23 protein-coding genes are annotated in these 23,182 nt (G+C 71.2%); 13 read left to right on the top strand and 10 right to left on the bottom strand.

Annotated elements, in window-relative coordinates:
• The first annotated feature begins 364 nt into the window (after window positions 1–364).
• From ACSHXN_RS05010 to ACSHXN_RS04990, 5 genes are all read left to right on the top strand, one after another.
• Complete coding sequence (locus ACSHXN_RS05010; protein ID WP_355137999.1) at window positions 365–1,420, top strand: NAD(+)/NADH kinase; 1,056 nt, start codon at window positions 365–367, stop codon at window positions 1,418–1,420.
• A 347-nt stretch (window positions 1,421–1,767) separates the two neighbouring features.
• On the top strand, window positions 1,768–1,932 hold the full coding sequence (gene rpmG, locus ACSHXN_RS05005; RefSeq protein WP_355137997.1) for a 50S ribosomal protein L33: 165 nt from the start codon (window positions 1,768–1,770) through the stop codon (window positions 1,930–1,932).
• 45 nt (window positions 1,933–1,977) lie between these two features.
• Window positions 1,978–2,238, top strand: a complete 261-nt coding sequence (locus tag ACSHXN_RS05000; protein WP_355137995.1) for a type B 50S ribosomal protein L31 — start codon at window positions 1,978–1,980, stop codon at window positions 2,236–2,238.
• Between the two features lie 46 nt (window positions 2,239–2,284).
• On the top strand, window positions 2,285–2,407 hold the full coding sequence (gene ykgO, locus ACSHXN_RS04995) for a type B 50S ribosomal protein L36 (RefSeq protein WP_059128114.1): 123 nt from the start codon (window positions 2,285–2,287) through the stop codon (window positions 2,405–2,407).
• Window positions 2,408–2,588: 181 nt separating this feature from the next.
• Window positions 2,589–3,653, top strand: coding sequence for a lipoate--protein ligase family protein (locus ACSHXN_RS04990; RefSeq protein WP_356110306.1), 1,065 nt, complete (start codon window positions 2,589–2,591; stop codon window positions 3,651–3,653).
• A 64-nt stretch (window positions 3,654–3,717) separates the two neighbouring features.
• Here the strand turns inward: ACSHXN_RS04990 and ACSHXN_RS04985 are convergent, their stop codons facing one another.
• From ACSHXN_RS04985 to ACSHXN_RS04965, 5 genes are all read right to left on the bottom strand, one after another.
• Window positions 3,718–3,891, bottom strand: coding sequence for a CsbD family protein (locus tag ACSHXN_RS04985; protein ID WP_355137991.1), 174 nt, complete (start codon window positions 3,889–3,891; stop codon window positions 3,718–3,720).
• Window positions 3,892–3,991: 100 nt separating this feature from the next.
• Window positions 3,992–4,816: an LLM class F420-dependent oxidoreductase gene (locus ACSHXN_RS04980; protein WP_355137989.1), complete on the bottom strand. Its 825-nt coding sequence runs from the start codon at window positions 4,814–4,816 to the stop codon at window positions 3,992–3,994.
• A gap of 88 nt (window positions 4,817–4,904) precedes the next feature.
• Window positions 4,905–5,852: an aminoglycoside phosphotransferase family protein gene (locus ACSHXN_RS04975; RefSeq protein ID WP_355137987.1), complete on the bottom strand. Its 948-nt coding sequence runs from the start codon at window positions 5,850–5,852 to the stop codon at window positions 4,905–4,907.
• 26 nt (window positions 5,853–5,878) lie between these two features.
• Entirely contained in the window at window positions 5,879–6,322 is a 444-nt protein-coding gene (locus ACSHXN_RS04970) for a hypothetical protein (protein WP_438302714.1), read from the bottom strand.
• Between the two features lie 144 nt (window positions 6,323–6,466).
• A complete protein-coding gene (locus ACSHXN_RS04965; protein ID WP_355137983.1) occupies window positions 6,467–6,934 on the bottom strand; it encodes a hypothetical protein in 468 nt (155 codons plus the stop codon).
• Between the two features lie 310 nt (window positions 6,935–7,244).
• Here ACSHXN_RS04965 and ACSHXN_RS04960 point away from each other — a divergent pair, with 310 nt between their 5' ends.
• Window positions 7,245–7,934 carry a GAF and ANTAR domain-containing protein gene (locus tag ACSHXN_RS04960; RefSeq protein WP_355137981.1) on the top strand — a complete coding sequence of 230 codons (690 nt, stop codon included), beginning with the start codon at window positions 7,245–7,247 and terminating at the stop codon, window positions 7,932–7,934.
• 52 nt (window positions 7,935–7,986) lie between these two features.
• Here ACSHXN_RS04960 and ACSHXN_RS04955 read toward each other — a convergent pair whose 3' ends face one another.
• Entirely contained in the window at window positions 7,987–8,715 is a 729-nt protein-coding gene (locus tag ACSHXN_RS04955; RefSeq protein ID WP_355137979.1) for a hypothetical protein, read from the bottom strand.
• A 544-nt stretch (window positions 8,716–9,259) separates the two neighbouring features.
• Here ACSHXN_RS04955 and ACSHXN_RS04950 point away from each other — a divergent pair.
• The 6 genes from ACSHXN_RS04950 to ACSHXN_RS04925 all read left to right on the top strand — a co-directional run bounded on the left by ACSHXN_RS04950 (window position 9,260) and on the right by ACSHXN_RS04925 (window position 18,648).
• The gene (locus ACSHXN_RS04950; RefSeq protein WP_438302713.1) at window positions 9,260–10,249 is read left to right on the top strand and encodes an aldo/keto reductase; all 990 of its coding nucleotides are present in this window, start codon (window positions 9,260–9,262) and stop codon (window positions 10,247–10,249) included.
• A gap of 72 nt (window positions 10,250–10,321) precedes the next feature.
• Window positions 10,322–11,005, top strand: a complete 684-nt coding sequence (locus ACSHXN_RS04945; protein WP_355137975.1) for an alpha/beta fold hydrolase — start codon at window positions 10,322–10,324, stop codon at window positions 11,003–11,005.
• A gap of 900 nt (window positions 11,006–11,905) precedes the next feature.
• On the top strand, window positions 11,906–13,243 hold the full coding sequence (locus ACSHXN_RS04940) for a hypothetical protein (RefSeq protein WP_438306429.1): 1,338 nt from the start codon (window positions 11,906–11,908) through the stop codon (window positions 13,241–13,243).
• Window positions 13,240–14,667: a VWA domain-containing protein gene (locus ACSHXN_RS04935; protein ID WP_438302712.1), complete on the top strand. Its 1,428-nt coding sequence runs from the start codon at window positions 13,240–13,242 to the stop codon at window positions 14,665–14,667. Before ACSHXN_RS04940 ends, ACSHXN_RS04935 begins: the two co-directional genes overlap by 4 nt.
• A gap of 40 nt (window positions 14,668–14,707) precedes the next feature.
• Window positions 14,708–15,826, top strand: a complete 1,119-nt coding sequence (locus ACSHXN_RS04930; protein ID WP_356110295.1) for an ATP-binding protein — start codon at window positions 14,708–14,710, stop codon at window positions 15,824–15,826.
• Window positions 15,823–18,648 (top strand): hypothetical protein, encoded by a 2,826-nt coding sequence (locus tag ACSHXN_RS04925; protein WP_438302711.1) that lies wholly within the window; start codon window positions 15,823–15,825, stop codon window positions 18,646–18,648. Before ACSHXN_RS04930 ends, ACSHXN_RS04925 begins: the two co-directional genes overlap by 4 nt.
• 53 nt (window positions 18,649–18,701) lie before the next feature.
• Here ACSHXN_RS04925 and ACSHXN_RS04920 read toward each other — a convergent pair whose 3' ends face one another.
• The 4 genes from ACSHXN_RS04920 to tgmA form a co-directional block, all read right to left on the bottom strand.
• Complete coding sequence (locus ACSHXN_RS04920; RefSeq protein ID WP_438302710.1) at window positions 18,702–19,592, bottom strand: DUF4232 domain-containing protein; 891 nt, start codon at window positions 19,590–19,592, stop codon at window positions 18,702–18,704.
• Between the two features lie 87 nt (window positions 19,593–19,679).
• Window positions 19,680–20,501: a Cof-type HAD-IIB family hydrolase gene (locus ACSHXN_RS04915; protein ID WP_438302709.1), complete on the bottom strand. Its 822-nt coding sequence runs from the start codon at window positions 20,499–20,501 to the stop codon at window positions 19,680–19,682.
• Between the two features lie 118 nt (window positions 20,502–20,619).
• On the bottom strand, window positions 20,620–21,594 hold the full coding sequence (tgmB, locus tag ACSHXN_RS04910; protein WP_438302708.1) for an ATP-grasp ribosomal peptide maturase: 975 nt from the start codon (window positions 21,592–21,594) through the stop codon (window positions 20,620–20,622).
• A gap of 16 nt (window positions 21,595–21,610) precedes the next feature.
• Window positions 21,611–21,802 (bottom strand): putative ATP-grasp-modified RiPP, encoded by a 192-nt coding sequence (gene tgmA / locus ACSHXN_RS04905; protein WP_355137961.1) that lies wholly within the window; start codon window positions 21,800–21,802, stop codon window positions 21,611–21,613.
• Window positions 21,803–22,265: 463 nt separating this feature from the next.
• On the opposite strand from tgmA, the gene ACSHXN_RS04900 reads away from it, so the two are divergent.
• Complete coding sequence (locus tag ACSHXN_RS04900; RefSeq protein WP_356110283.1) at window positions 22,266–23,123, top strand: aldo/keto reductase; 858 nt, start codon at window positions 22,266–22,268, stop codon at window positions 23,121–23,123.
• Window positions 23,124–23,182: the final 59 nt, after the last annotated feature.

Genomic DNA, 23,182 nt, shown 5'->3' with positions numbered 1-23,182 from the left:
GCGGGCGCCCCTTGCCGCTCCTGCCGGTGGGTGTGACGGAACGCCGCTGTCGCCCGCCGGTACGGGCGCCGCCGCGCTCTGGTCCGGCCACGGTGTTCGGCGAGCGGCCCGTATGTCGCGCTCCACTCCTGCCGAGCCGGGTCGAGGCCGCCGGGGAATCTGTGCCGCATGGCCAGATTCAATCATGCGTTCGATTTTTTGGTCGATCCGGTCCGCCGGGCACACGAGGCCGGCGCGCCGGAGCCGACGGCTTGGAAGGTTCGGGCCCGCCCGTCCGGCCGGGCCGATCCCATGGCAGTCACCTGCAGAAACTGTGACGATGGCTTACAGGCCTACAGACACGACGGCAGGGCTGGGAGATGACATGCCGATCAGCCGGGTGGGACTCGTCGTGCACGGAGGCCGCCGGGAGGCGGTGTCCGGAGCACAGACCGTGCGGGCGTGGTGCGCACGGCACGGAGTCGGCTGCGTCGACATCGACGTGTGGCAGGGCCAGGGGAGCCGGCACACCCCTCGCGAGGAGGTGGAGGCCGCGGGCAGCCCCGATCTCATCGTGACGCTCGGCGGGGACGGCACGTTCCTGCGCGGAGCGCGCATCGCCGCCCAGAAGGACATCCGGGTGCTGGGCGTGGACCTGGGCAAGGTCGGCTTTCTGACCGAGACCCCGGTCGCCGACGTGGAGCGTGCGCTGGACGCCGTGAACGCGGGCGAGTCCGAGTGCGAGGAACGCATGATGTTGACGATGCGGGCGTCCAGACTGCTCGAGGTGCCCACCCCCGAGGAGGCGGTCCTCTGCTACGGCAGGGGTCCGGCGTTGCCCGCCCCGCAGCCGGAGACCGATCCGGAGGAGGACCATCCGTGGGGGATCGCCCTGGACGTCACCGCGCTGAACGACATCGTCGTGGAGAAACTGGCGCGGGACCACCAGGTGAGTGTGGGCGTCTACTTCGCCGGCCGGCTGCTGGCCTCGTACTCGGCCGACGGTGTGATCCTGGCGACCCCGACCGGCTCGACGGCCTACAGTTTCGCCGCGGGCGGGCCGGTGCTCTCCCCGCGCATGCGCGCCGTGGTCTTCACTCCGGTCGCTCCGCACATGGCGTTCAACCGTACGGTGATCGCCAACGCCGACGAGCCGGTCGCCCTGCGCGTCCTGCCCCACTCGGGTCGGGCCGCCGTCAGTGTCGACGGACAGCCGCGCGCCATCCTCGAGCCCGGCGACTGGATCGGCGTGATTGCCTCCCCGCGTCCCCTGCGCCTGGTCAGGCTGACCCCGACCAACTTCTACGGGCGGCTGCGGGAGCGGATGAGGCTCACGGACGCCCCCGCGACGGCCGCGGACGGGGAGGCGGCTCCGATGTTCCGGCCCGCCAGTCCGGTGCCCGACGACCTGCGCCACCTCCAACTGCCGCCACCGCCGTGAGACTCCGGCGCGGGAATGTCCGCGGGGCCCGACCGGTTGTACAGCGCGTGGTGGTGAAGGGAACAGTGTCCCCGGGCCTCACCCTCCGCCCATGAGGACGATCGTTCGGCTGAAGCCTCATGGAGCCTTTCGCCAGGAGGCGACCGCCCTTCACGACCACGGGTCGAGCCACCCCGCCCCCGGCCGGTTCCCGGCCCGGGGCGGGTGTCGGGCGCCACGCACGGGATGAGTGCGGACGCCGGAACGGTCGAGTGGAACCCCGGGAATGCGGCGGCGGACCCGGTTGTTGCAGAAAGCGACTGACATGAGCGGGTCAAACCGCGGAGTGTCGGCGGAAGGAGGACCTCATGGCACGCAGCACTCTGCGCCCCGTCGTCAAGCTGAAGTCGACGGCAGGGACCGGCGTCACGTATGTGACGCGCAAGAACCGTCAGAACGACCCCGACCGGCTCGTACTGCGCAAGTACGACCCGGTGGCGGGAGAGCACGTTCTCTTCCGCGAGGAACGCTGAACCACGCCTCCGCCGTGCGGCGGAGGCGTTGAGGAGGGACATCCCATGAGGGCCGGTATCCACCCCGACTCCCGCCCGGTCGTCTTCCGGGACCGTGCCGCGGGCTTCGCGTTTCTGACCCGTTCGACCGCGCACACCACGCGCACGGTCGAGTGGGAGGACGGCAACACCTACCCGGTGATCGACGTCGAGATCTCGTCGGCCAGCCACCCGTTCTACACGGGCACCTCGCGGGTCGTGGACACCGCGGGCCGGGTCGAGCGCTTCGAGCGTCGCTACGGCCGGGCGGCCGAGGTCCGCGGCTGACCGCGGTCCGGCATCCGACCAGAAGGACCAGGAAGAGAGGACAGTCATGAAGGTGCGCAACTCTCTGCGCTCGCTGAAGTCCAAGCCGGGGGCCCAGGTGGTGCGCCGCCGGGGGGTGACCTTCGTGGTCAACAAGAAGAACCCCCGCTTCAAGGCTCGCCAGGGCTGACGCCTCCGTGCGGCGGTGAGCGCCGCCGCACGTGACCGGTTTCTGCCGTGCACACGGCACGGCCACCCAGCTGATCGGCCCCGGCCGGTGTCACCACCGGCCGGGGCCGTCGACGTGGAACAGCAGGGGCGGCCACGGCGTTACCGTGTCGGCATCAGACGAATGATCAAGGCGGATCATCATGCACGGCGAGTACAAAGTGCCCGGTGGCAAGCTGGTCGTGGTCGATCTCGACGACCACGGAGGCGTCCTACGCAACGTCCGGGTGGCCGGCGACTTCTTCCTCGAACCCGACGAGGCGCTCCTCGCCGTCAACCAGGCGCTCGAAGGGGCCCCCGTCGACACGGAGGCGGCCGCGCTCGCCCTGCGGATCGAACGGGGCCTTCCCGAGGGGACCGTCATGTACGGCCTGACCGCGGAGGGCGTCGCCGTCGCGGTCCGCCGGGCCCTGGCACAGGCGACGGACTGGACCGACTACGACTGGCAGCTCATCCACGAGCGACCCCAGTCGCCCGCCCTGCACATGGCGCTCGACGAGGTCCTGACCGAGGAGGTCGCCGCGGGTCGCCGGCCACCGACTCTCCGGGTCTGGGAGTGGGGCGGACCGGCCGTCGTGATCGGCAGTTTCCAGTCGTTGAGGAACGAGGTCGACGCCGAAGCCGCCGAGCGCCACGGGATCAGCGTGGTACGGCGCATCTCGGGCGGCGGGGCCATGTTCGTGGAGCCCGGCAACACCATCACGTACTCGCTCTCCGTGCCGGCCTCCCTCGTGTCCGGGCTGTCGTTCGCCGATTCCTACGCCTACCTCGACGACTGGGTGCTGGGCGCCCTGGACGAGATGGGTATCAAGGCGTGGTACCAGCCCCTGAACGACATCACCACCGAGGCGGGGAAGATCGCCGGAGCCGCCCAGAAGCGTGTGGTCGGCCCGGACGGCGGGCCGGGCGCCGTTCTCCACCACGTGACCATGTCGTACGACATCGACGCCGACAAGATGCTGGAGGTGCTCCGCATCGGCCGGGAGAAGCTGTCCGACAAGGGCATCCGCAGTGCCAGGAAGCGCGTCGACCCGCTGCGAAGGCAGACAGGTCTCTCCCGCGAGGCCGTCATCGACCGCATGATCCGGTCCTTCGACGCGCGCTACGGCCTTGCGACCGGCGGGGTCACCCCCGAGGAACTGAAACGCGCCGAGGAGCTTGCCGCGGCGAAGTTCTCCTCCCCGGAGTGGACCGCCCGGGTGCCGTGAATCGCGCACAGCAAAGTCGCCTCCCGGTCAGGAGGCGACCCCGCTGCGGGAGGGGTGCCGCTCGTCAGCGCTTGAAGACGTCCTTGGTCTTCTCCTTGGCCTGGCGCGCGCTGCCCTTCGCCTTCCCGGCCCGGCCCTCGGCGGTCATCTTCTCGTTGCCCACCGCGCGGCCGACCGTCTCCTTGGCCTTGCCCTTGGCCTCTTCCATTTTCGCCTTGGCCTTCTGTTCTCCAGCCACCGCTGCTCACTCCAGTCGCTTTCGACTCCGGTGTCATGACGTCGGGTGATCCGACGAGCCGTGAGTAAACATCGACGCCGCGACGAGCGGCGTGGCCGGCTCAGGGGTAGCGGGCGGCCACCTCGGCGAAACGGTCGAGATTCCCCAGCGTGTCCTGCTCCGGTGCCGTCGGCAGATAGAAGAGCAGCCGCTCGACCCCGAGGGCGAGGTAGCCCTCGATCTGCCCCGGGTCCGCGGGAACCCCGTACACCATCACCGGCACGTCCCGCCCCGCGAGGGAACGCAGCCGTTCGATCCTGGGGCCGAGATCGTCGGGCGACGCGCTGTTGGCCAGCCAAGCGTCACCCAGTTGTGCCACCCGAGGGAACGCGCCCTCGCCGCCACCTACATAGATCGGCGGGTGCGGGCGCTGCACGGGCTTCGGCCAGGAGAAGACCGGATCGAAGTCCACGAACTCACCGTGGAACTCCGCCTTCTCCTTGGTCCACAGCTCCACGATGGCGCGCAGCCGCTCGTCGGTGAGACGGCCGCGGGTCGTGGGATCGGCGCCGTGGTTCCTCATCTCCTCACGGTTCCATCCGACACCGATGCCGAAGGCGGCACGGCCGTCCGAGATCAGATCGAGCGAGGCCACCTCCTTCGCGGTGGTGATCGGGTCGCGCTGCGGGATCAGAGCGATACCGGTGCCCAGCAGCAGCCGCTCGGTGACGGCGCTGACCGCGCTCAGTGCGACGAAGGGGTCGAGGGTGCGGTAGTACCGCTCCGGCAGCTCACCGCCGCCGGGATACGGAGACCGGCGGTCCACCGGGATGTGCGAGTGCTCGGCGATGAACAATGCGTCGAACGCTCGTTCCTCCAGAGCCCTGCCGAGTGGGGCCGGGCGGATGCCCTGGTCGGTGATGAAGGTCGCGATGCCGAATTTCACGGGGACTCCGTCGGGGATCGGTCGAGCCGGGGAACGGACGGTGTGCCGAGCTGGCGAAGGTCCTGGGCCGGGTACCCGCGTCCGGGCGTCACCGCGCCAGAACCTCACACACCGCGGGGTCGTCGAGCACGGACGTGCACCATGCGAAGTGGTCGTCGCCACCGCCCGGCGCGAAGGCGTCGCACGTGGCCATCGCATAGGCGGCGCGGTAGAGCAGCAGGTCGTCGGTCTCGTAGCCGAACTCGTCGGCGAACCGCTCGGTGAGCCGCCGGGTGATCTCCGCCGCGTGTTCCACGGACGTCGGAAAGATCGCCGCGGCAACGGCGGCGTCGAACCGTGGGTCCCCGCCCGTGGACAGGAAGCCGTAGTCGACGAGCGCGACGGGCTTGAGGTCCTCGTCCACTAGGACGGTCTCGGGGAAGACATCGCCGTGCACGACCGCCTCGGGGGTCGTCGCGGGCAGGGACCGCAGTCTCTCCACGAGACGGGCGCGCTTGCCCGCGAAGTCGGCGACCCGCGCGGAGAGCAGGCCCGAGCAGCGGCCGACCCGCCGGTCGATGAGATCGGCGAGCGCGGTGCCGAAGGCGGTGTGTCCCTCCCACAGGGGCCGCTCCTCGTCCAGCACGGGCAGTCGCTTCACCTCGTCGACGTCGTGGGCGTCGGCGAGAGCGCGCAGCACACCCACCAGGCAGTCGACCGCTTCGGGCAGTACCTCGGGGTCGTCGGTACGCACCTTGACCGCGAGGGGCTCGCCGATCGGCTCCCGCTCGACGGTGACCGGCACGCCGGCGATGTCCTGGACGGCGAGGATCCGTGGTGCGTCGAAGGGCAGGTGCCCGGCGGAGTCGGCGTAGAAGCGCTGCATCCGCAGCAGTTCCGATCCGTGACGGTGCTCCCACACCTTGGCCACCCGGCCCTGGCCGACCAGGTAGACGGCACCCTCCACCGCGCCCCGGACGGGCCGCGCGTCGGGATAACCGGCGTCGACAAGGTGCTGAAGCCGCTTCGCCGTGGGATCTTTCCCCGGGTCGGACATCTCGCGCCTCCTTCTTCGCCCTCGGGTCAACGGCCGGGCAGGCCGGGGACGGGTTCGACGGTCCCGCGCCGGCGTTGTGCCCTGTCGCGGTCGGGCCACCGACGTACGTCGCCGCGGTGTCTCAGGCGTGCGGTGGTGACCGTGGCCTCCGCGATCCGGTCCGTGTTCGAGGTGCAGCCGGAGGGCGGGGTCCGCCCGGTTCCGGGAGTGGCATCGGCCGTGACGGCGGCCGTGCGGGTGGGGGTTTCGTCCGCGCGTGGGCCGAGGAGCCTGGGACCGATGGGGGACCTCGCCGTCGTCGCACCACCGGCGAGCGAGCCCTCGGCGTTCCCGCCTTCCCCGGGCCCGGTGGCGTTGCGCGGCGCCGGCAGGACGCTCGGGCCGCCGCGCGGGCCGGGGCCGTGACCGTCGGCCGTCGCACCGACCGCGGCGGACAGCCCCAGGGCGGTGCATTGCGCGACAGCGGGCACGGCGGCACGATGCACGGCTGCCTCCCACGGGAGTGGACCGCCGGACGATTCACCGAGTGTGACCGCACCACACCTCTGTCGAACATACGGGCGGGGTGGGGTCTGCCGCGACCTCGGTTGACCCGGGCGGGTGAGTCGGCTCCCTCAGCTCCAGAGGGGGTAGGTCATCGTCTGCTGGAACCCGTCCGGTCTGCCGTCCGTGTAGACGAGGCTCATCCGGGTGAACTGCTGCATCTTCGGGTTCTTCGCCCAGGGCTTCGGGTCGTCGAGGCGCACGGTGACCGTGTACGAGTGGAACGTGCCCGCCGCGCAGTAGGGATCGCAGTCGTTCACCAGGTTGGTGCCCGTGGCCTCCGCGGAGTCCGCACCCCAGTGGGACCAGCGCAGCGAGGCCAGGCGGCTGTTGCCGTCGCCGCAGGCCAGCATGAAGTCGCCCGGGTGCACCTGCGGCTTCCACAGGCAGTCGACGAGCACCGGGAGAGCGGGCTGTTGCTGCACGGCGTGTGCGGCCGGCGGTGCCGCCGCCGGGAAGGCGGAGGCGGGCCCCATGGCCGCCGCGAGCGATGCGACGGCACAGAGTGCGACCGCCGTGGTGACTGTGTATCTCCGCATGTGTGCTCCCGGCCGCCTGTCTTCGGACTCCTGCGCCCGTACCTGCTCGGTTCTGTGATGACGCTACGACCGTGCCGCAGGATGCACCACTTGTACGGAGCAACACCGTGGCCACGCCGCCGAACCGCCTGCCTGGCCGTCACCGAGAGCGAGGAGTCCGGCGCGGTGCCCGTGGCACGCCCCGTCCGGCCGGCTGTGTGGAGGAGGCTCCCTGCCCGCCCGTATGCCGCCGGACGGCCGCATCGCGGCGTGGATGGGTCCGGTTCCCGCGTGACAGGCTGGAGAGAAGCCCGGTAGAGGGAGGACCGGTATGGACTGGCGCGAATTCGGTCAGCAGATGGCGTCGATGGCGCGCGATCTGCTGGCGCAGGACTCGGTCGATGCCACGCTGGCCAGGATCACCGGGTCGGCGACGGAGCTGGTGGAGGGCTGCGACGAGGCCGGCATCCTCATCCTCCAGGGCAGCCGCGCGGAGTCCCTGGCACCCACCGGCCGAGTCGTGGTCGAGAGCGACCTGCTCCAGGAGCGACTCGGCGAGGGCCCTTGTTTCGACGCCGCCCGCAGCTCCGAGGGGGAGCGGGTCTTCCGCATCGCCGACTTCACCGCCGCGCAGCCCCGCTGGCCCTCCTACGGTCCCGAGGCCCGCAGGCTCGGCCTGGGCAGCATGATGGGTTTCCTGCTGTTCACGGAGGACGAAGACCTCGGCGCGCTGAACCTCTACTCGCTCCATCCCGGCGCCTTCACCGAGGCCAGCGAGACCGCCGGCTGGCTGCTGGCCTCCCACGCCGCGGTCGCCTTCTCCAGCGCCCGCACCCACGCCCAGTTGCAGAACGCCCTCACCACCCGCCACACCATCGGTGAGGCCATGGGCATCCTGATGGGCAGTCATCATCTGAGCGAGGAAAAGGCGTTCGACGTCCTGCGCCGCTACTCGCAGGAACACAACATCAAACTCCGCGAGGTCGCCCGCCGGATCTGCGAACGGGGCACCGTCTTCTGACGCGGGGGCCCGCCCCCGCCGACGGGAGGCGGGCGTCGCCCCGGCGCCCGGGTCAGCCGGTGGTCCCCATGCGGTCCCGCCCCGGCGGCACCGACCTCGTCCAGGCGGCCGGTGGCACCGACCGGGGTCCGTTTCCCGGTTCGACCCTGCTGTCGGTGCGCGGGCCGTCCGGCCACAGCTGATCACGGCGGCCCGCGACGGGGTGGTCCATCCTGTGGCCCTGGAGCGGCCGGCTGCTCCCGGCAGTCGCATCGACCATGGCCTGGGCGACCTGTTCGAGGCTGTTCTCCAGGGTCTGCAGCAGTTGCTCGTCCTGGTGGCGCAGCGCGCCCAGCAGGTCCATGGCCCGTTCGTCGTCGGCGAGAGCGGCGATGCTCTCACCGACCCGGCAGGCCGCCAACGCCTGGGCGGTCGCCGCGTACTCGCCCTCGATGTTCTTCAACAGGCGGCGTTCGGCGGCCGGTTGACCGCCGTACAGCAGGCCGTCGACGATCATCGCGCCGGCCTCCATGGGGATGCGGGCCGCACGGAAGGCGCCCGTCACGAGTGTGCGGACGATAGCGGTCGTGTCGGACAGCAGGTGGCGAGGCCGGATGGCACGTACATGGTCGTCGATGCGCATCATGTATTCGTGGGCGTCGGCGAGGTGGTGTTCCATGGCCCGGCGGTGCGGTCCGACCGGGGTCACGGCCATGTCCGCCCTGAACCTGTCGATGACCGCTGCGTGGGCGTCCCGGGCATCCTGCAGCGCCGGGATCAGCGCGTGCGTCGTCAATGTCATTGCCGTACTTCCTTGTGTGGCGTTCTGGAACGGCGTGTGTGGGGAGGTGCCCGCGGCGCGGATGGCAAGTGTGGGCGGCCCCGCCACCAGCGTGTGCGAACGGGCCGAAGATCGCCCGGCGGCCGCCGCGCCCCGTGCGGCGCCGACAGGGGGTCCGACCGGCGGGATCCTCGTCGGCCGGTGCGTACGATCACGCCCTGCCCTGCTGGTCCGTCCGGGTGGCGGCGGCGGGCGGCGTGCCGCGCGGGTGTCGAAGGGCTGCGGCCGGTGCGTGTGCGAGGGAGGCGGAGGGTGCCCCCTGCTGCTTGACTTGGAGTGCACGCGAAGCCCTAGCGTTCACGCCGTGGAACTCCGGGACGCCGATCCACGGGATCCGCCGCCCCCCATGGGCCGGCGAGGCGGTCACGAGGTCGTGCAGCCGCGCATCCGAAGCGGCCCGCCCTCGTCCCGAGGCCGCCAGGCGGTGCTCGGCGAGTTCCGGCGCAGGGACGGGCTCGCAGCCCGTCGAGCGGCAGGACGACATCGCAAGAAAGGCTGGGACGACATGAAGCAGCGCAGGCTTGGGGACCTGGAGGTTTCCGCCATCGGGCTCGGCTGCATGGGGATGTCCGCCTTCTACGGCTCCGCCGATCAGGAGGAGGGCGTCAAGACCGTCCAGCGCGCCCTCGAGCTGGGTGTCGACTTCATCGACACCGCCCAGATCTACGGTCCCCTCACGAACGAGTTGCTGATCGGACGTGCGATCAAGGGACACCGCGACGAGTACGTCATCGCCACGAAGTTCAACTACCGGATGGACGAGGCCGTTCCGGGCGACATGAGCACGGTGGGGCGGCAGGACGGCTCCGCCGAGCATGTACGCAGCTCGATCCACGGCTCGCTCGAGCGGCTCGGGACCGACCACATCGACCTCTACTACCAGCACCGCGTCGATCCGAACGTGCCGATCGAGGAGACCGTCGGGGCGATGGCCGAACTCGTCGCGGAAGGCAAGGTCCGCCATATCGGCCTGAGCGAGGCGAGCGCGGAGACGATCCGTCGAGCGAACGCCGTCCACCCCATCACCGCGGTACAGACCGAGTACTCGATGTGGTCACGCGACCCGGAGGCCGCGGTACTGCCCACGTGCCGTGAGCTCGGCATCGGGTTCGTCCCGTACTCGCCGCTGGGCCGCGGCTTCCTCGCAGGCCGGTTCACCTCTCCCGACGAGCTGGACGAAGGGGACTTCCGCCGCAGCGGTCCCCGGTTCACCGGCGAGAACCTGCAGGCGAACCTGAGGCTCGCGCAGAAGGTGAAGGAGATCGCCGCGGAGAAGGGCGTCACACCCGCGCAGCTCGCGATCGCCTGGGTGCTGGCGCAGGGCGAGGACCTCGTCCCCATCCCGGGCACCAAGCGCCGCACCTATCTGGAACAGAACGCGGGCGCGACGGACGTCGAGCTGACGAAGGACGAACTCGCCCGCATCGAAGCCGAGTTGCCCGAGCCGGCCGGGGAGCGCTACGACGAGGCGGGGATGAGGGCACTGAACAGGTAGCAGGGCCGGACGACGTTCGGCCGACGGCGAACCCCCGGCCGGCCGGGGGAACCCGTCGCATAGCCTGCGGACATGACGGACCACCGCAGCGTCGATCTGGCCGGGATCCGGCTGGCCTACCGGGTGTGGGGCCCGCCGGACGCTCCGCCGCTCGTCCTGCTCCACGCATTGGGCGAGGGCGCCGCCGACTGGGACGCGGTGGCGCCCGTGCTCGCCCGGAGCCGACGGGTGTACGCCCTCGACCTCCGCGGTCACGGACTGAGCGACCGCCCCGGAGACTACGCGCTCGAACTCATGCAGGGCGATGTACAGGGCTTCCTGGACACCCTGGGACTCGACCGGGTGGACCTGATCGGCCACTCGCTGGGCGGTGTCGTCGCCTCTCTGTTCGCGGCGGACCGTCCACGGCGAGTGGCCGGACTCGTCCTCGAGGACGTTCCGGTACTTCGCGACCGGGAGCCGGGCACCCCGGTCAGGCCGGAGGGCGAGCTCTCCTTCGACTGGGAGGTGGTCCCGGCGGTCAGAAGGCAGCTCGACAGGCCCGACCCCGCGTGGTCGGAGCGGCTCGGTGCGATCACCGCCGACACCCTGGTCGTGGCCGGCGGCCCGAGCAGCCACATGCCCCAGGACGCGGTCGCCGAACTGGCCCGGCTCATTCCGGGCGGACGTATGGTCACCATCCCGGTCGGCCACCTGGTCCACCGCTGCGCCCCGGAGGCGTTCACCGAGGCCGTCTCGGACTTCCTGCGGCTCTGAGGCACGTCGCGAAGCATCCGGGCTCCGAGGCACGGCCCGCAGTCGCTCGCCGGTCGTACGCCGGGCCCCGCACATGACGGCCGAAGTGCCCCCGCGTGGCGGTGACGTGCTCCGAGGTGTGAAGGGGCGGCGCCGCGGACGGTGAGGCGGGCAGCGATGCGCACCTCCCGCCGTGCGCGCGAGAGGCCACTCCCGGCACCGCCGACGCCGCCGAGCCGTGCACCGGCGGCGTTGTCAGTGGTCACCACTAGGTTCAGCCGTGTCCCGCCGAGCCGGTGGGGAATCCCCCCTTGCCGCAAAGGAGATGGTGCGTTGTCGGGCTGGGAGAAGTCGAGCACGGCGCGGGTGGTACCACCCGCGATGCCGCGCAAGCTCGCGAAAGTCCCGTTCGTCGAGCTGGCCGACGGACGCCTGCAGGGCGTGGTGTCCAGCGGATCCGACATCGAGCGGGTCTATGTGTCGTCGGTCGCGGCCGGCACCTACGCGTTCGCCTGCAGCACCAACAACAACCGTCCCTGCGGCGGCGCGCGGGGCTCGTTCTGCAACCACATCCGGGCTCTGATCAACGAGGCGGTGCTGCAGTACGGCGTCGAGCGCGTCGCCCGCGGTCTGCGGATCGAGACCGGGGAGGGCGAGGCGAGCGCGGAGAGCCTTGCCGCCACCATGGTGGGCACACACCCCGCGGCGGCCGGCAACCAGGCCGCGGCCCCTGTCTTCAGCCGATTCCTGCGCCACCTGTCCTACCTCGAACTCGCCCCCGGCACGGCGCCGTTGCCCGAGATGCAGTGGTTCCCGCCGACCAGGGCCGGGGCGGCGGACGCACTTGCGCGCCCGCTCGGTCCGGCCGAAGGACAGCACACCGGACTGCTCGCCGAGCCCATCGCGGGCCTGGACGAGGTGATGGCCGCCGTGGACGCCTTCGACCGGGCCCTCGTCGACGGTCTGCTGCGCCCCCGGCCCGCCCAGGCCGCCGATCTGACCGAGCTCGCCGACGCCCTTGCGGGCACACCGCTGGCGTCCGGCGTCGCCGAGGCCGCGGAGAAGGCGGCCGCCGGAGCCGCCGGCGAGGACCACTACGTCGCTCTCGCCGCGGCCCGCACCGCGCTGCTGGGCTCGGTCCACGACGCCCTCATGGACCGCGTCGACGAGTGGACCGGCCGGAGCCGCGGTGAAGGAGCGGTCCCGGCCCTCGCGGAGCGGCCATCGCTGAACGTGCTCGCCGCCGCCCGCTCCTGGCTGTCGGAGCTGGCGCGGGCCGGCTGGCGGGGCATCGACCACGAGCTGGTGTCCGGGGCGGCGCCCGTCGTCTCCGCGATGCTTCCGGACCCGGCCCTGCGCCGCCTGGCCACCCTCCTCGACGGATTCGCCGCCGAACTCGCCGCCTGCTGCCCGGGGGCGACCCTGGAGCGGATCCCCGAGCGTCGCTGGGCCGACCTGTGGTCGCGTGCGATCCTCCTGACGCTGCCCGGCGCAGCCGACGTGCCCGTGGCCGGCACCGCCACCGGCCGCCTCCTGCCCCTCGGCGTCGACCTGCACGAACACGCCACCGCCGCACGGGCTCAGGTCCACGCAGTGTTCGAGCCCGCTGACGGCACGGCGCCGCGACTGGTGCGCGCGGCTGTCTCGGTGCCGAAGCCGGACACCGTGGTCGGGGCGGGCGTGTGGCAGCTGATGCGGCCCCATATGGCGCTGCTGTCGGCTGTCGGCGAAGGCCGTTCGATGGACATCGCCGATATGCCGATCACCGACGAGGGCGACCTGGTCTGGCACGACGAGCACGCACGGCTCGGTGAGCCCGCCGAGGTCTTCGCGACCGCCCGCGTCGCTCTGCCCACCGCGCACGCCGCGGCGACCGCGCCGCTGGACCGGCATCCCACCGCCGTCGCGGTACCGGTGTTCCTGGAGGGCTACACCGTCCGGAACGAGGACGCAGTGGAATTCACGGCGGCCGGATGCCCCCTCGCCGTCGACACGGACCGCATCCCCTCGGCCGGCCCGCTCACGGCCGACGCCGTCGCGTCGTCGAGCGCGTGCATCGGACTGCTCCGCTGGGACGCCGGGGCGTTCGTCCTGCAGCCGCTCGCCGTCGAGACCACCGTGCGCAAGAAGGCTGTCGCGATCCAGGCGGGCGCCTGGGCCGGAGGCACGACCGACAAGGCGGGCCTCAAGGCGGAGAAGGCCGCCGCCGACGCCGCAGCGGTGCTGCGCGAGCGAGCCGGAAGGCTGCTGCGGAAATGACCGACGCGACCACGGGACACAGCCACCGGGCGGACCTCCACGACAACCGGCGCCAGGTGTTGTACTGGCGGCTGCTGGCCCGCCTTTTCGACAACGAGGAACAGACGACGCTGGAGTCGGCGAGCATCGCCGTCGTCGAGGACATCGGTCTGCCACCCGCACTCCTGGACCCCCAGGCGTCCGTCGACTCGATCGTGCAGCGTCACCCGGAGCTCGCCGCGGAGTTCGAGGGCCTCATGGTGCCCGAGCCGGAGTCCGGGGCCGACGGCGAAGCGCGCGATCGCCCGGCCGAGGTGCGGCGTGCGGCGCTGGTGTCCAAGGTGCTGCTCAACGTCTTCGCCGCCGGCTCCGGTACGGTCACCGCCGGGCGGCTGTCGCGTTGGCAGTCCGACGCGGAGTGGCTGGAGCGCGCGCTCGGCTGCGAGCCAGGCGAGCTGCGCGGTGGGCGTCGCGGAGGAGCCGCGGGCCGGGGCAGGGGCCCGACGAGCGCGGGTGGCGGCGGAGCGACCCCCGACCTCGGCCGGCTGATCCCGCTGATCGGCCCCGAACTGGGCGCCATCGAGGCCGATCTCGTCCGGCGGATGCATCTGCGCGAGGTGCTCGCCGACCCTCGGCTCGCCGCGCAGCTGACGCCCAGCATGTCGCTCATCGAGCAGCTGCTGCGGGACAAGAACAACCTGTCGGGCGTGGCACTGGCCAACGCCAAGGCGCTCATCCGCCGCTTCGTCGACGATGTGGCCGACGTGCTGCGCACGCAGGTGGAGAAGGCCACGGTCGGCGCCGTGGACCGCTCGGTGCCGCCCAAGCGGGTGTTCCGCAACCTCGACCTCGACCGCACCATCTGGAAGAACCTCACCAACTGGAGCCCGGAGGAGGAACGGCTGTATGTCGACCGCCTCTTCTACCGCCACACCGCGCGCAGGACCACGCCCCAGCGGCTGATCGTGGTGGTCGACCAGTCGGGCTCGATGGTCGACTCGATGGTCAACTGCACCATCCTGGCGTCCATCTTCGCCGGGTTGCCCAAGGTGGACGTCCATCTGATCGCCTACGACACCCGCGCGATCGACCTCACCCCGTGGGTGAACGACCCGTTCGAAGCCCTGCTGCGCACCAATCTCGGCGGCGGCAACGACGGGCCGGTCGCCATGGCCATGGCCCGCCCGAAGATCGCCGAGCCGCGGAACACCGTGATGGTGTGGATCTCGGACTTCTACGAATTCGACCGCTCCCAGCCGCTCTTCGAGGGCATCGAGGCGGTCCACCGCTCCGGGGTGAAGTTCATCCCCGTCGGCTCGGTGACCAGCTCCGGCCGCCAGGAGGTCAACCCCTGGTTCCGGGAGCGCTTCAAGACTCTCGGCACACCTGTGATCTCCGGCCACATACGCAAGCTCGTCGACGAACTCAAGACGTTCCTCGCCTGAGCGCCCTCACGGCGACCCCAAGACCCACGAAAGGCCCCTCATGTCCGACCTGTTGCGCGCCCCCGCCGAGACCAAGTACGCCGAGGAACTCGACTGGCTGGAGTCGATCGACGACAATCCCAAGCCCTTCTCCTGGCGGCTGTCGCCGAAAATGGTCCGTCTGTTCATCCTGGGCTCCGAGCCCTCCGACGGCCTGGACCGCGAGATCCCGCAGAAGTGGTTCGGCGACCGCAGCTTCGTCGAGCGCTCCATCGTCACCCTCGCCTCCGACCGCGGACTGCTGCTCATCGGCGACCCCGGCACCGGCAAGAGCTGGCTCGCCGAGCTGCTCTCCGCCGCGATCTCCCGCAACTCCACTCTCGTCGTCCAGGGCACGGCCGGCACCACCGAGGACCACATCAAGTACTCCTGGAACGTGTCCATGGTCATCGCCAAGGGCCAGTCGCGGGAGTCGATGATCCCCTCACCGATCATGACCGCCATGGAGACCGGCGCGATCGGACGCTTCGAGGAACTCACCCGCTCCACCAGCGACGTCCAGGACGCCCTGATCTCCATTCTCTCGGAGAAGTACATCTCCGTCCCCGAACTCGACGGCGACAGCGACAACATCGTCTTCGCCAAGCCCGGCTTCTCCGTCATCGCCACCGCCAACAGCCGCGACCGGGGCGTCAACGACCTGTCCTCCGCGCTCAAGCGCCGCTTCAACTTCGTGCGGATCCCGGTGGTGACGAACAAGAAGAGCGAGGCGGAGATCGTCCGCTTCCGCACCGAGGAACTCCTGCGCCGCCATCAGATCGAGCTGGACGTACCGCCGACGCTGCTCGACGTGCTGCTGCAGAGCTTCGCCGATCTGCGTGCCTCGGCGGCCGCGGCCGGCAGCGACGACGAGAAGCTGGAGTCCGCCCTGTCCACCGCCGAGCAGATCGGTGTCCTGGAAGACTCCATCCTGCACAGCAACTTCTTCGGCGAGCGCGCCCTGACCGCCCGCACACTTGCGTCCTCGCTCGTCGGCTCACTGGCCCGGCGCGAGCCCGAGGACCTGGCCATCCTGAACAAGTACCTGCACGGCGTCGTCGAGCCGCGCAGCAAGGACGAGGGCGGCGCCTGGCCGGAGTTCCTGGAGGGCGGTCGCGACGCGATCGCCACCCTGTCATGAGCGGCACGCCCGAGGGCACCTTCGAAGCGCTGCGCACGCAGTTGCGCGAGGCCGCCGCGACCTTCGCCGACGGGCCGGGTGCCCTGGAGGGCATCCTCCTCGGCATGGTCGACGACGTCGACCGCGCCGTGCGCGAGCCGCTGGAGGTCTTCCCCGTCTGCCATCACTCGCCCGCCTCGGCGGTCGCCATGGCGCGCCGGCTGCGCGAGAAGCAGCCGAAGGTCGTGTACCTGGAGCTGTGCGAGGACATGGCCCCGCTGCTGACGGAACTGCGCAACTGCAGGCTCCCGGTCGCCGTCCAGGCGTACGCGACCGAGGTCGACGGTTTCCCCGCCGACTGGGCCCCGCTGTCGGTGGTCGCCCCGATCACCGAGGCCTCGGCGGAGTACCAGGCGATCGCCTATGCGCTGGACACCCCCGGCGTGGAGCTGGTCCTGGTCGACCGCTCCTCCGACCACGTCTTCCAGTGGGACGCCCGCGCCGAACAGCCAGCCTCGCCCGACGACCCAGAGGCACCATCCGCCGAGGAGGAGGCCGCGCTGCACGGCGACGCGGTCGGCGTGGAGATCGGCGACCTGCGGCCGCGCTTCGCGGAGCTCGAGGAGCATCTGCTGCGCCACGGCCGAGTGCGCCACTGGTCGGAGTGGTGGCACCAGTACGTCGAGCTGCCGCTCGGAGACGCCGACCACGACACATACCGCCAGGTCATGTTCCTCATCGGCAGCCTCTTCCGGCGCCTCGCGCCCGGTGATCCGCACCGGGTGCGCGTGGACGAGGACCGGGAGCGCCACATGTGGACCCGGATGCGTGAGCACCTGGCCGTCACGGGCACAGACCCGGCGGACTGCCTCTACGTCTGCGGTGCCTTCCACGCCGCCAGCGACGTCGAGGAGTTCGGCGTGCACGGCGCCGGCACCTTCGAGATCAGTCCCCGCAGCGGCACCAGATGGCTGCACGGCCTCATCCCGTCCAGCCATACGGCGATCGAGGCGCAGTTCGGCCTCGCCTCGGGCTCGGTGTCGATCGCCGCGACGCTCTGGGCGAAGAACCTCAAGCGGACGCGTGTGAAGCCGTACCGCCTGACCGGCCAGGCGGGCACGAAGAAGACGACGCCCGGCAGGACCACGCCCGGCACGCCCCCGCCACCCGCACCGCAGGCACCAACGGCGGATCAGCTGACCGGCTTCCTTCGGCGCCCGCCCGTACTCGACCAGCTGGACGAGGCCGAACTGCTCGGCTGGTCGGTGGACATCGTGCGCGCCGCCCGGCGCAGCGGCTACCTCGCCTCCACCGCCGACGCCATCGCGGTGTTCCAGACGTCGATCCTGCTCGCCGGGATGCGCGACCGGGCCAAGCCCACGCCGTACGACTTCCAGGACGCGGCGGTCACCTGCATCGAGAAGGACGCCGTGCCCGGCAGGCGCGATGTGCGCCGCCTCGTGGAGATCATGATGGGTGGCGACCGGATCGGCCAGGTCGGGTACGACGCCCTGCCGCCACTCGCCCGCGACGTGCACGACCGGCTCGCACCGCTGAATCTGAAGCTGCAACAGCGCGGTGTGCAGCGGGCTTTGCTGGACATAGCCGGCCGGCCCGAGCTCGAGGCATGCTCCGACGTGCTGTGGATGCTGCGGTACCTGATGCCGCGGGGCGCCGCGAGGCCCATCATGGGTGAGCGACAGCTCGGCGAGCGGCCGATCCAGGAGTCGTGGGACCTCGCCCTCGGCACCCACCAACGGGCCCTGATCGAACTCGGTTACGAGGGCGTGGGCATCGAGCAGGTCCTCGAACAGCGCCTCCGGCGCAGGGCGTACGGTCCGCAGGCGACCGCGGCGGTCGTGCTGGAGGCCGTGGAGGACGCCACGCTGTACCTGCGCAGCCGCCGTCTCGCCGACGAACTGGGTGCGCACGCTTTGGACGTTCTGGCGGGGGAACGCAGTGCCGACGGCGCTCCTGAGGTGCTCCGCCGGGTACGGCGGCTGCTCGCCCACTACCGCACCAGCGAGCCGGCGCTGCCGTCCTGGATCGAGTCCTTCGTCAAGACCGGCTATGCGCACTACTGCACGCTGCTTCCCACGGCGTTCGCCGACGAGGAAGCGACCGTGCGCCAGGTCGGGGCGATGCTCGGCTTCCTGTTCAGCATGGAGGGCCTGGCCCTGTCACTGGGCTGCGACCGCACGCAGCTGGAGCTTGCGGTCATGCAGTCGCATCCACAGGAGCCGTCGAAGGTGGCGCTCCTGTGGGCGGCGCAGGTGCAGCTCGGGCGCCTGTCCCGGGAGGAGCTGCGGGCCCGTTGCGACGAACTGCTGGGCAGCCCCCTGGTGCTGCCCGCCTATCCGCGCTACCTCAGCGGATTCGTGCACGCGCTGGAGCCCGTGCCGGCCCTTGCCGACTTCGTCGTGGAAGCGGTGTCGAACGCTTTCGGGCGGTTGCCGGACCCGGTGCTGCTGCCGTGGCTGCCGACCTTGATCACCACGCTGCGATCAGGCGGGGCCGATCTGGCCCCGCTGCTGATCCGCGAGGCGGGACGGATCTTCCCGGGCCGACTCGCCGCGCTGGACGAGTGGGTGCCGCCGTGGCGGGAGCCGAGCGGGGCACCGCGCGCGGGTCGGACCGTGCGGGCCGGTGCAAGCCGTGGTGTCGCACTGCCGGCCGCCCATCCGGCGACGTGCGACGCGGTGGCGACGCTGCTGGGCTGGGACGGTGCCTGGCAGCCGGCGACGGCCGGACCGGAGGGGGCGACGCTGCTCGCCCGCCACCCGGAGACGGCGGCGGCACTGGAGGTTCTTCTGGCCACCGCCCGACCCCTGCCCGGGCGGTGACGTGACAGCGGAAGTGCCGCGGCCTGATGCCCGCCGTCGTACGACGGCGGGCATCAGGGGGACGGGCTCGTGACGGCCTCGCGTGCGGTGCCCTTCTTCCAGGGGCCGACGCCCAGTCTCCCCGTCGTACCCAGGTCGAGCTCCGGGGTCACCATCACCGGGACCGCGCCCGGCTTCGGCCGGACCCTCACATAGGGGGCGTCGACCGGATCACCGGCCTCCACGGTGTTGCGCCAGACGAGCACGGAGTAGGCCTGCTCGCCGGGCTTCAGGAACACCGTGCCGGGCGGGCCGTCCGCACCCGTGCCGGTGGCGATGGCACTGCCGCCGTGCAGGATCTTCACGCCCGTGACGGGGCTGTGGTTCTCGTCGAGCAGTTGGACCTGCGGATAACCGTCGAGTCGTATCGTCCGCGAGCCGCAGTTCGCCAGCCGGACACCCACCACGCGCAGTCCCATGGCCGCATCGCCGCCGTCGGCGTAGACGTGCGCTCCCGAAGCGGGGCAGGGACCTCCCGTGGACGGCGCCTCGTCGGCGGGAACGCTCCGCACCTTGAGGATCCGCACCCGCGTCGTGTCCGTGTCCGAGATCGGGCCGTCCAGGTCGAACGTGCGCCGCACGGTTCGTCCGGGCGCGACGGACGGAACCGTCTGCGTGCTGTTGACCAGTGCGCCTCGGGACGCCGAGAGCAAGGTGAACGTGATCGTGAAGGTGGACGGTACCTTCTCGTGGTTGGTCACCTCGAACTCGGTGCAGACGGTGGGGCCGGTGCCCGCCCCGAGGATCCTGACCCCGTCGACATCCGTACCTGAACCGCTTCCCGACGAGGGCTCCGTCCCGCAGGAGGGGTGCGCGGGCCCCGGCACACCGCCGGATGTGGCCGACTGCGTTCCGCATGCCGTGAGGAGCAGCAGACCGGCGAGGGCGAGGGGGACGCTGCGCATGGCCCGAGTCGATCAGGAACAACCGATGCCGTGCTGTGACGGAGGCCACCCCTCCGGTCACAGGCGTGTCACAAGACCGCTCCCAGCTCACGCCTGACGGGTCGTGAAGAGTCGCTCCAGCACCCTCGCCACCCCGTCCTCCTCGTTCGAGGCGGTGTGCCGTGGCACTGCGGCGCGTACCGCCGGGTGGGCGTTGGCCATGGCGTAGCCGGCACCTGCCCAGGTGAGGATCCCCAGATCATTGGGCATGTCGCCGAAGGCGACCACGTCCTGCGCCGTGAGTCCCCGGGACGCACACAGCGAGGAGAGCGTGTCCGCCTTGGTGACCCCCGGGGCACTGATCTCGAGCAGGCCCCGGCCGCCGGAATGGGTGAAGTGGGCGTGTCCGGCGGCATGGCGTTCGGCGACGGCGAGGAGGAAGTCCGCGTCGTGGTCGACGGAGTGGGCGAGGAGTTTGACGATGGGGGAGGGGAGTGTCCACAGATCGGCGAGGGACGCCACGGCGAACGCGGCGTCGCGGTCACCGGTGTGCCGCAGCCGGTAGGAGGGTTCGAAGTGGACCTTGAGATCCGATTCCACCGCGAAGCCGATGCCCGGAACGGTGCGCGCCAGCGCGGTGGCGACGACGCGGGCGGCGGGCACGGCGAGCGGGCGGGAATGGACGACGGTGCGGGTGCCGAGGTCGTAGACGAGGGCGCCGTTGCTGCAGATCGCCGTGCCGCCCAGTCCCGTCTCCGCCGCGAGCGTGTCCACATGGCGCGGCGGTCGCGCGGTGACGACGACGATCTCGCAGCCGGATTCGACCGCGCCGCGCAGGGCGCGCAGCGTGCGTGCGGAGACGGAGCCGTCTCGACGCAGCAGAGTGCCGTCGAGGTCCGTCGCGATCACCTTGGGTACACGTGCGGTCACCGCCGCATGCTAGCGGCGGCGGTTCAGCGTGTGCACGCGGACGCGGGCCGCGAACCGCGCCGGGCGCGGTGTGCGGCGTGGCTCACCGGGCCGGTACGGCGTGGGAGAGCGGTGGCCGTCATGTCGGACGTGTCGCCGGCGCGGCATGAGGTTCGGGCTCCGGCTCGTGACCTGCCAGCCATTCGGCCACGGTGGCCGCGATCGGCTGGCCCGTGTCCAACTCCACGAAACCGAACTGGCCCGACTGGTTGCACTCCAGGAACCACCAGATGCCGTCGGAGTCCTCCACGAAGTCGAAGGCCCCGTAGGCCAGTTCGGCTTCGCGTAGATAGGTGTGCACCCCTGTCGTGATACTCGCCGGGATGTCGACGGGCTCCCATGGCCCGATGGAGGGGGCGAAGCGGACGTCGACGTGATCCGAGTCCGGAGCGGCCGGCTTGCGGGCGGCCAGAAGGCGCTCGCCGACGGCGGTGAGGCGGATGTCGGCGCGCTTCACGATCCGCCGTTGCAGCAGGGTCGGACCGAAGGCGACGGCGCTGAAGTCGACGTCCGGCGCGATGCGACTGGTGGGCACCGCCCTGGGCGGGTCCTCGGGGTGGGTGCCGGAGACGGGTTTGACCACCAGATCGGGGAAGCGTGCGGCGAAGTCCCGGGCGGCCTGCGGAAAGGTGGTGATCAAAGTGGCCGGTACGGGAAGCCCGCTGCGCTGGGCGAGATGGAGCTGCCAGGGTTTCCTGCGGGCCCGGCGGGCCGCGTCGGGGCGGTTCATCCACCGTGCGCCGGTGGCGTGCAGCATGCCGTAAAGGGCCTGTGAGGTCTCCTCGGTGAGCCAGGCGGACGGTTCGGCGACGTGTGCGGCCGGCTCTCCCGGCCTGCGCACCCAGATCGACCGCAGCCCGTCGGTACTCACCAGCCTGCCGGCAGTGGACAGATGCCCGTGGAAGGAGCCGTGTACGTACTCGCCCGAGAGCGCGACGCCGCCGGGGAGGTCGGCCGGGTCCAGCCGGACGACGGGGACTCCGGCCCCGTTCAGTTCGGCCACCACCATGTCCGCGGTCACGTCCTGTTCACAGGTGAGGATCAGCACGGTCATAGTCGACGTTCCGTGTTCAGTCGTCGAAGTGGGTCTTCGAGCCCGCGGTGGAGGTCGTGGCCCCCCATTCCCGCAACACTGCGTGTTCGCGGGCGGCGATCCGTCCGTCGGGAAGCACGTTCAACTGCAGTCTGGAGTCGTAGCTATACGGAGCGCTGACCTCCAACTCCGCGGCACTGCGAGCGTAGTTGAGTGCGAACGGTCGCATCGTCTCTCCTTGTTCGGTGCTGCCCCGTCAAGCGGACGGTGACACTCCGGCGTCACCGCCGCCCGCCGGGGCGCTGTGCTTCCACGGAGTTATACGAATCGAACGAGTGAATGGTTGCCTCACGTTGTGTCACCAAGCGTCGCGCGGCTCCTGTGCGTGGCCCGCATCATGGAACCGGCCCTCGCTCTAGTGCCCCGCTCCATGAGACGCGCACCTCCGCGTCGGGGATCCGCTTGCCGGCCGCGGGACTGACGGGGAGCCCCGGTCCGACGCTTCATGCCGGGCCGCTCGCCCGTGCCGCCCATTCATGCGGTGCGCTGCTGAATGCGTTCGCATTCTTCTATTGGACCTGTGATCGCGGGAGGGTCAGGCTGGAAGACGCGCCGGCACCGCTGCGGGGCCCCGCCCCGGGGGAGGCCGGTCCGGCCATCCGATTGCGACAGCCGAAAGAGGTCACGAGCCCATGCACACCCGCCGTATCGGTGATGTCGAGGTCAGCGCGATCGGCCTGGGCGGCATGCCCATGTCGATCGAGGGACGGCCGGAGGAGGCGCGGTCCCTCGCCACCATCCACGCAGCGCTCGACGCGGGCGTCACGCTCATCGACACCGCGGACGCCTATCACCTGGAAGCAGGCGAGGTCGGTCACAACGAGACGCTGATCGCCAAGGCCCTCGCCTCCCATGAGCGGGGCGCCGATGTCCTGGTCGCCACGAAGGGCGGGCACCTCCGCCCCGGCGACGGCAGCTGGACGCTCGACGGGTCCCCCCGGCACATCAAGGAGGCCTGCGAGGCCTCCCTGCGCCGGCTGGGCGTGGAGGCCATCGGTCTCTACCAGTTCCACAGGCCCGATCCCAAGGTCCCCTACGCGGAGTCCGTCGGAGCGGTGCGCGACCTCCTCGACGAGGGCAAGATCCGCATGGCGGGCGTCTCCAACGCCGACCCGGACCAGATCCGACAGGCAGGGGAGATCCTCGGCGGCCGCCTGGTCTCCGTCCAGAACCAGTTCTCACCGGCCTTCCGCTCCAGCGAGCCCGAGCTCCGCCTCTGCGACGAACTGGGTATCGCGTTCCTGCCGTGGAGCCCCCTGGGCGGTATCTCCCGGGCGAGCGAACTGGGCTCGGCGTACGCGCCGTTCGCCCGGATCGCCGAGGCGCACGGGGTGAGCCCGCAGCAGGTCTGCCTGGCCTGGATGCTCGCCAAGTCGCCCGTGGTCGTCCCGATCCCCGGCTCCAGCCGTCCGGAGACCATCCGCGACTCGGTCGCCGCGGCGGACCTCAAGCTCACGTCGGAGGAGATCGCGGAGCTGGACGCGGTCTGACGCGGCAGCGCGGGGCCCGGCACTTCGGTGCCGGGCCCTCGTGCGTGGGGGCCGTGCGC

This window comes from Streptomyces sp. HUAS TT11 (assembly GCF_051553595.1).
Classification (GTDB): Bacteria; Actinomycetota; Actinomycetes; order Streptomycetales; family Streptomycetaceae; genus Streptomyces.
This window is presented reverse-complemented; position numbering and strand designations above follow the sequence as displayed.

Excerpts from the sequence above, each read along its gene's own strand:
- ACSHXN_RS05010 (WP_355137999.1), top strand. The coding sequence starts at position 365 with ATGCCGATCAGCCGGGTGGGACTCGTCGTGCACGGAGGCCGCCGGGAG.
- rpmG (WP_355137997.1), top strand. The coding sequence starts at position 1,768 with ATGGCACGCAGCACTCTGCGCCCCGTCGTCAAGCTGAAGTCGACGGCA.
- ACSHXN_RS05000 (WP_355137995.1), top strand. The coding sequence starts at position 1,978 with ATGAGGGCCGGTATCCACCCCGACTCCCGCCCGGTCGTCTTCCGGGAC.
- ykgO (WP_059128114.1), top strand. The coding sequence starts at position 2,285 with ATGAAGGTGCGCAACTCTCTGCGCTCGCTGAAGTCCAAGCCGGGGGCC.
- ACSHXN_RS04990 (WP_356110306.1), top strand. The coding sequence starts at position 2,589 with ATGCACGGCGAGTACAAAGTGCCCGGTGGCAAGCTGGTCGTGGTCGAT.
- ACSHXN_RS04975 (WP_355137987.1), bottom strand. The coding sequence starts at position 5,852 with ATGTCCGACCCGGGGAAAGATCCCACGGCGAAGCGGCTTCAGCACCTT.
- ACSHXN_RS04965 (WP_355137983.1), bottom strand. The coding sequence starts at position 6,934 with ATGCGGAGATACACAGTCACCACGGCGGTCGCACTCTGTGCCGTCGCA.
- ACSHXN_RS04960 (WP_355137981.1), top strand. The coding sequence starts at position 7,245 with ATGGACTGGCGCGAATTCGGTCAGCAGATGGCGTCGATGGCGCGCGAT.
- ACSHXN_RS04955 (WP_355137979.1), bottom strand. The coding sequence starts at position 8,715 with ATGACATTGACGACGCACGCGCTGATCCCGGCGCTGCAGGATGCCCGG.
- ACSHXN_RS04950 (WP_438302713.1), top strand. The coding sequence starts at position 9,260 with ATGAAGCAGCGCAGGCTTGGGGACCTGGAGGTTTCCGCCATCGGGCTC.
- ACSHXN_RS04945 (WP_355137975.1), top strand. The coding sequence starts at position 10,322 with ATGACGGACCACCGCAGCGTCGATCTGGCCGGGATCCGGCTGGCCTAC.
- ACSHXN_RS04940 (WP_438306429.1), top strand. The coding sequence starts at position 11,906 with ATGGCCGCCGTGGACGCCTTCGACCGGGCCCTCGTCGACGGTCTGCTG.
- ACSHXN_RS04935 (WP_438302712.1), top strand. The coding sequence starts at position 13,240 with ATGACCGACGCGACCACGGGACACAGCCACCGGGCGGACCTCCACGAC.
- ACSHXN_RS04930 (WP_356110295.1), top strand. The coding sequence starts at position 14,708 with ATGTCCGACCTGTTGCGCGCCCCCGCCGAGACCAAGTACGCCGAGGAA.
- ACSHXN_RS04925 (WP_438302711.1), top strand. The coding sequence starts at position 15,823 with ATGAGCGGCACGCCCGAGGGCACCTTCGAAGCGCTGCGCACGCAGTTG.
- ACSHXN_RS04920 (WP_438302710.1), bottom strand. The coding sequence starts at position 19,592 with ATGCGCAGCGTCCCCCTCGCCCTCGCCGGTCTGCTGCTCCTCACGGCA.
- tgmB (WP_438302708.1), bottom strand. The coding sequence starts at position 21,594 with ATGACCGTGCTGATCCTCACCTGTGAACAGGACGTGACCGCGGACATG.
- tgmA (WP_355137961.1), bottom strand. The coding sequence starts at position 21,802 with ATGCGACCGTTCGCACTCAACTACGCTCGCAGTGCCGCGGAGTTGGAG.
- ACSHXN_RS04900 (WP_356110283.1), top strand. The coding sequence starts at position 22,266 with ATGCACACCCGCCGTATCGGTGATGTCGAGGTCAGCGCGATCGGCCTG.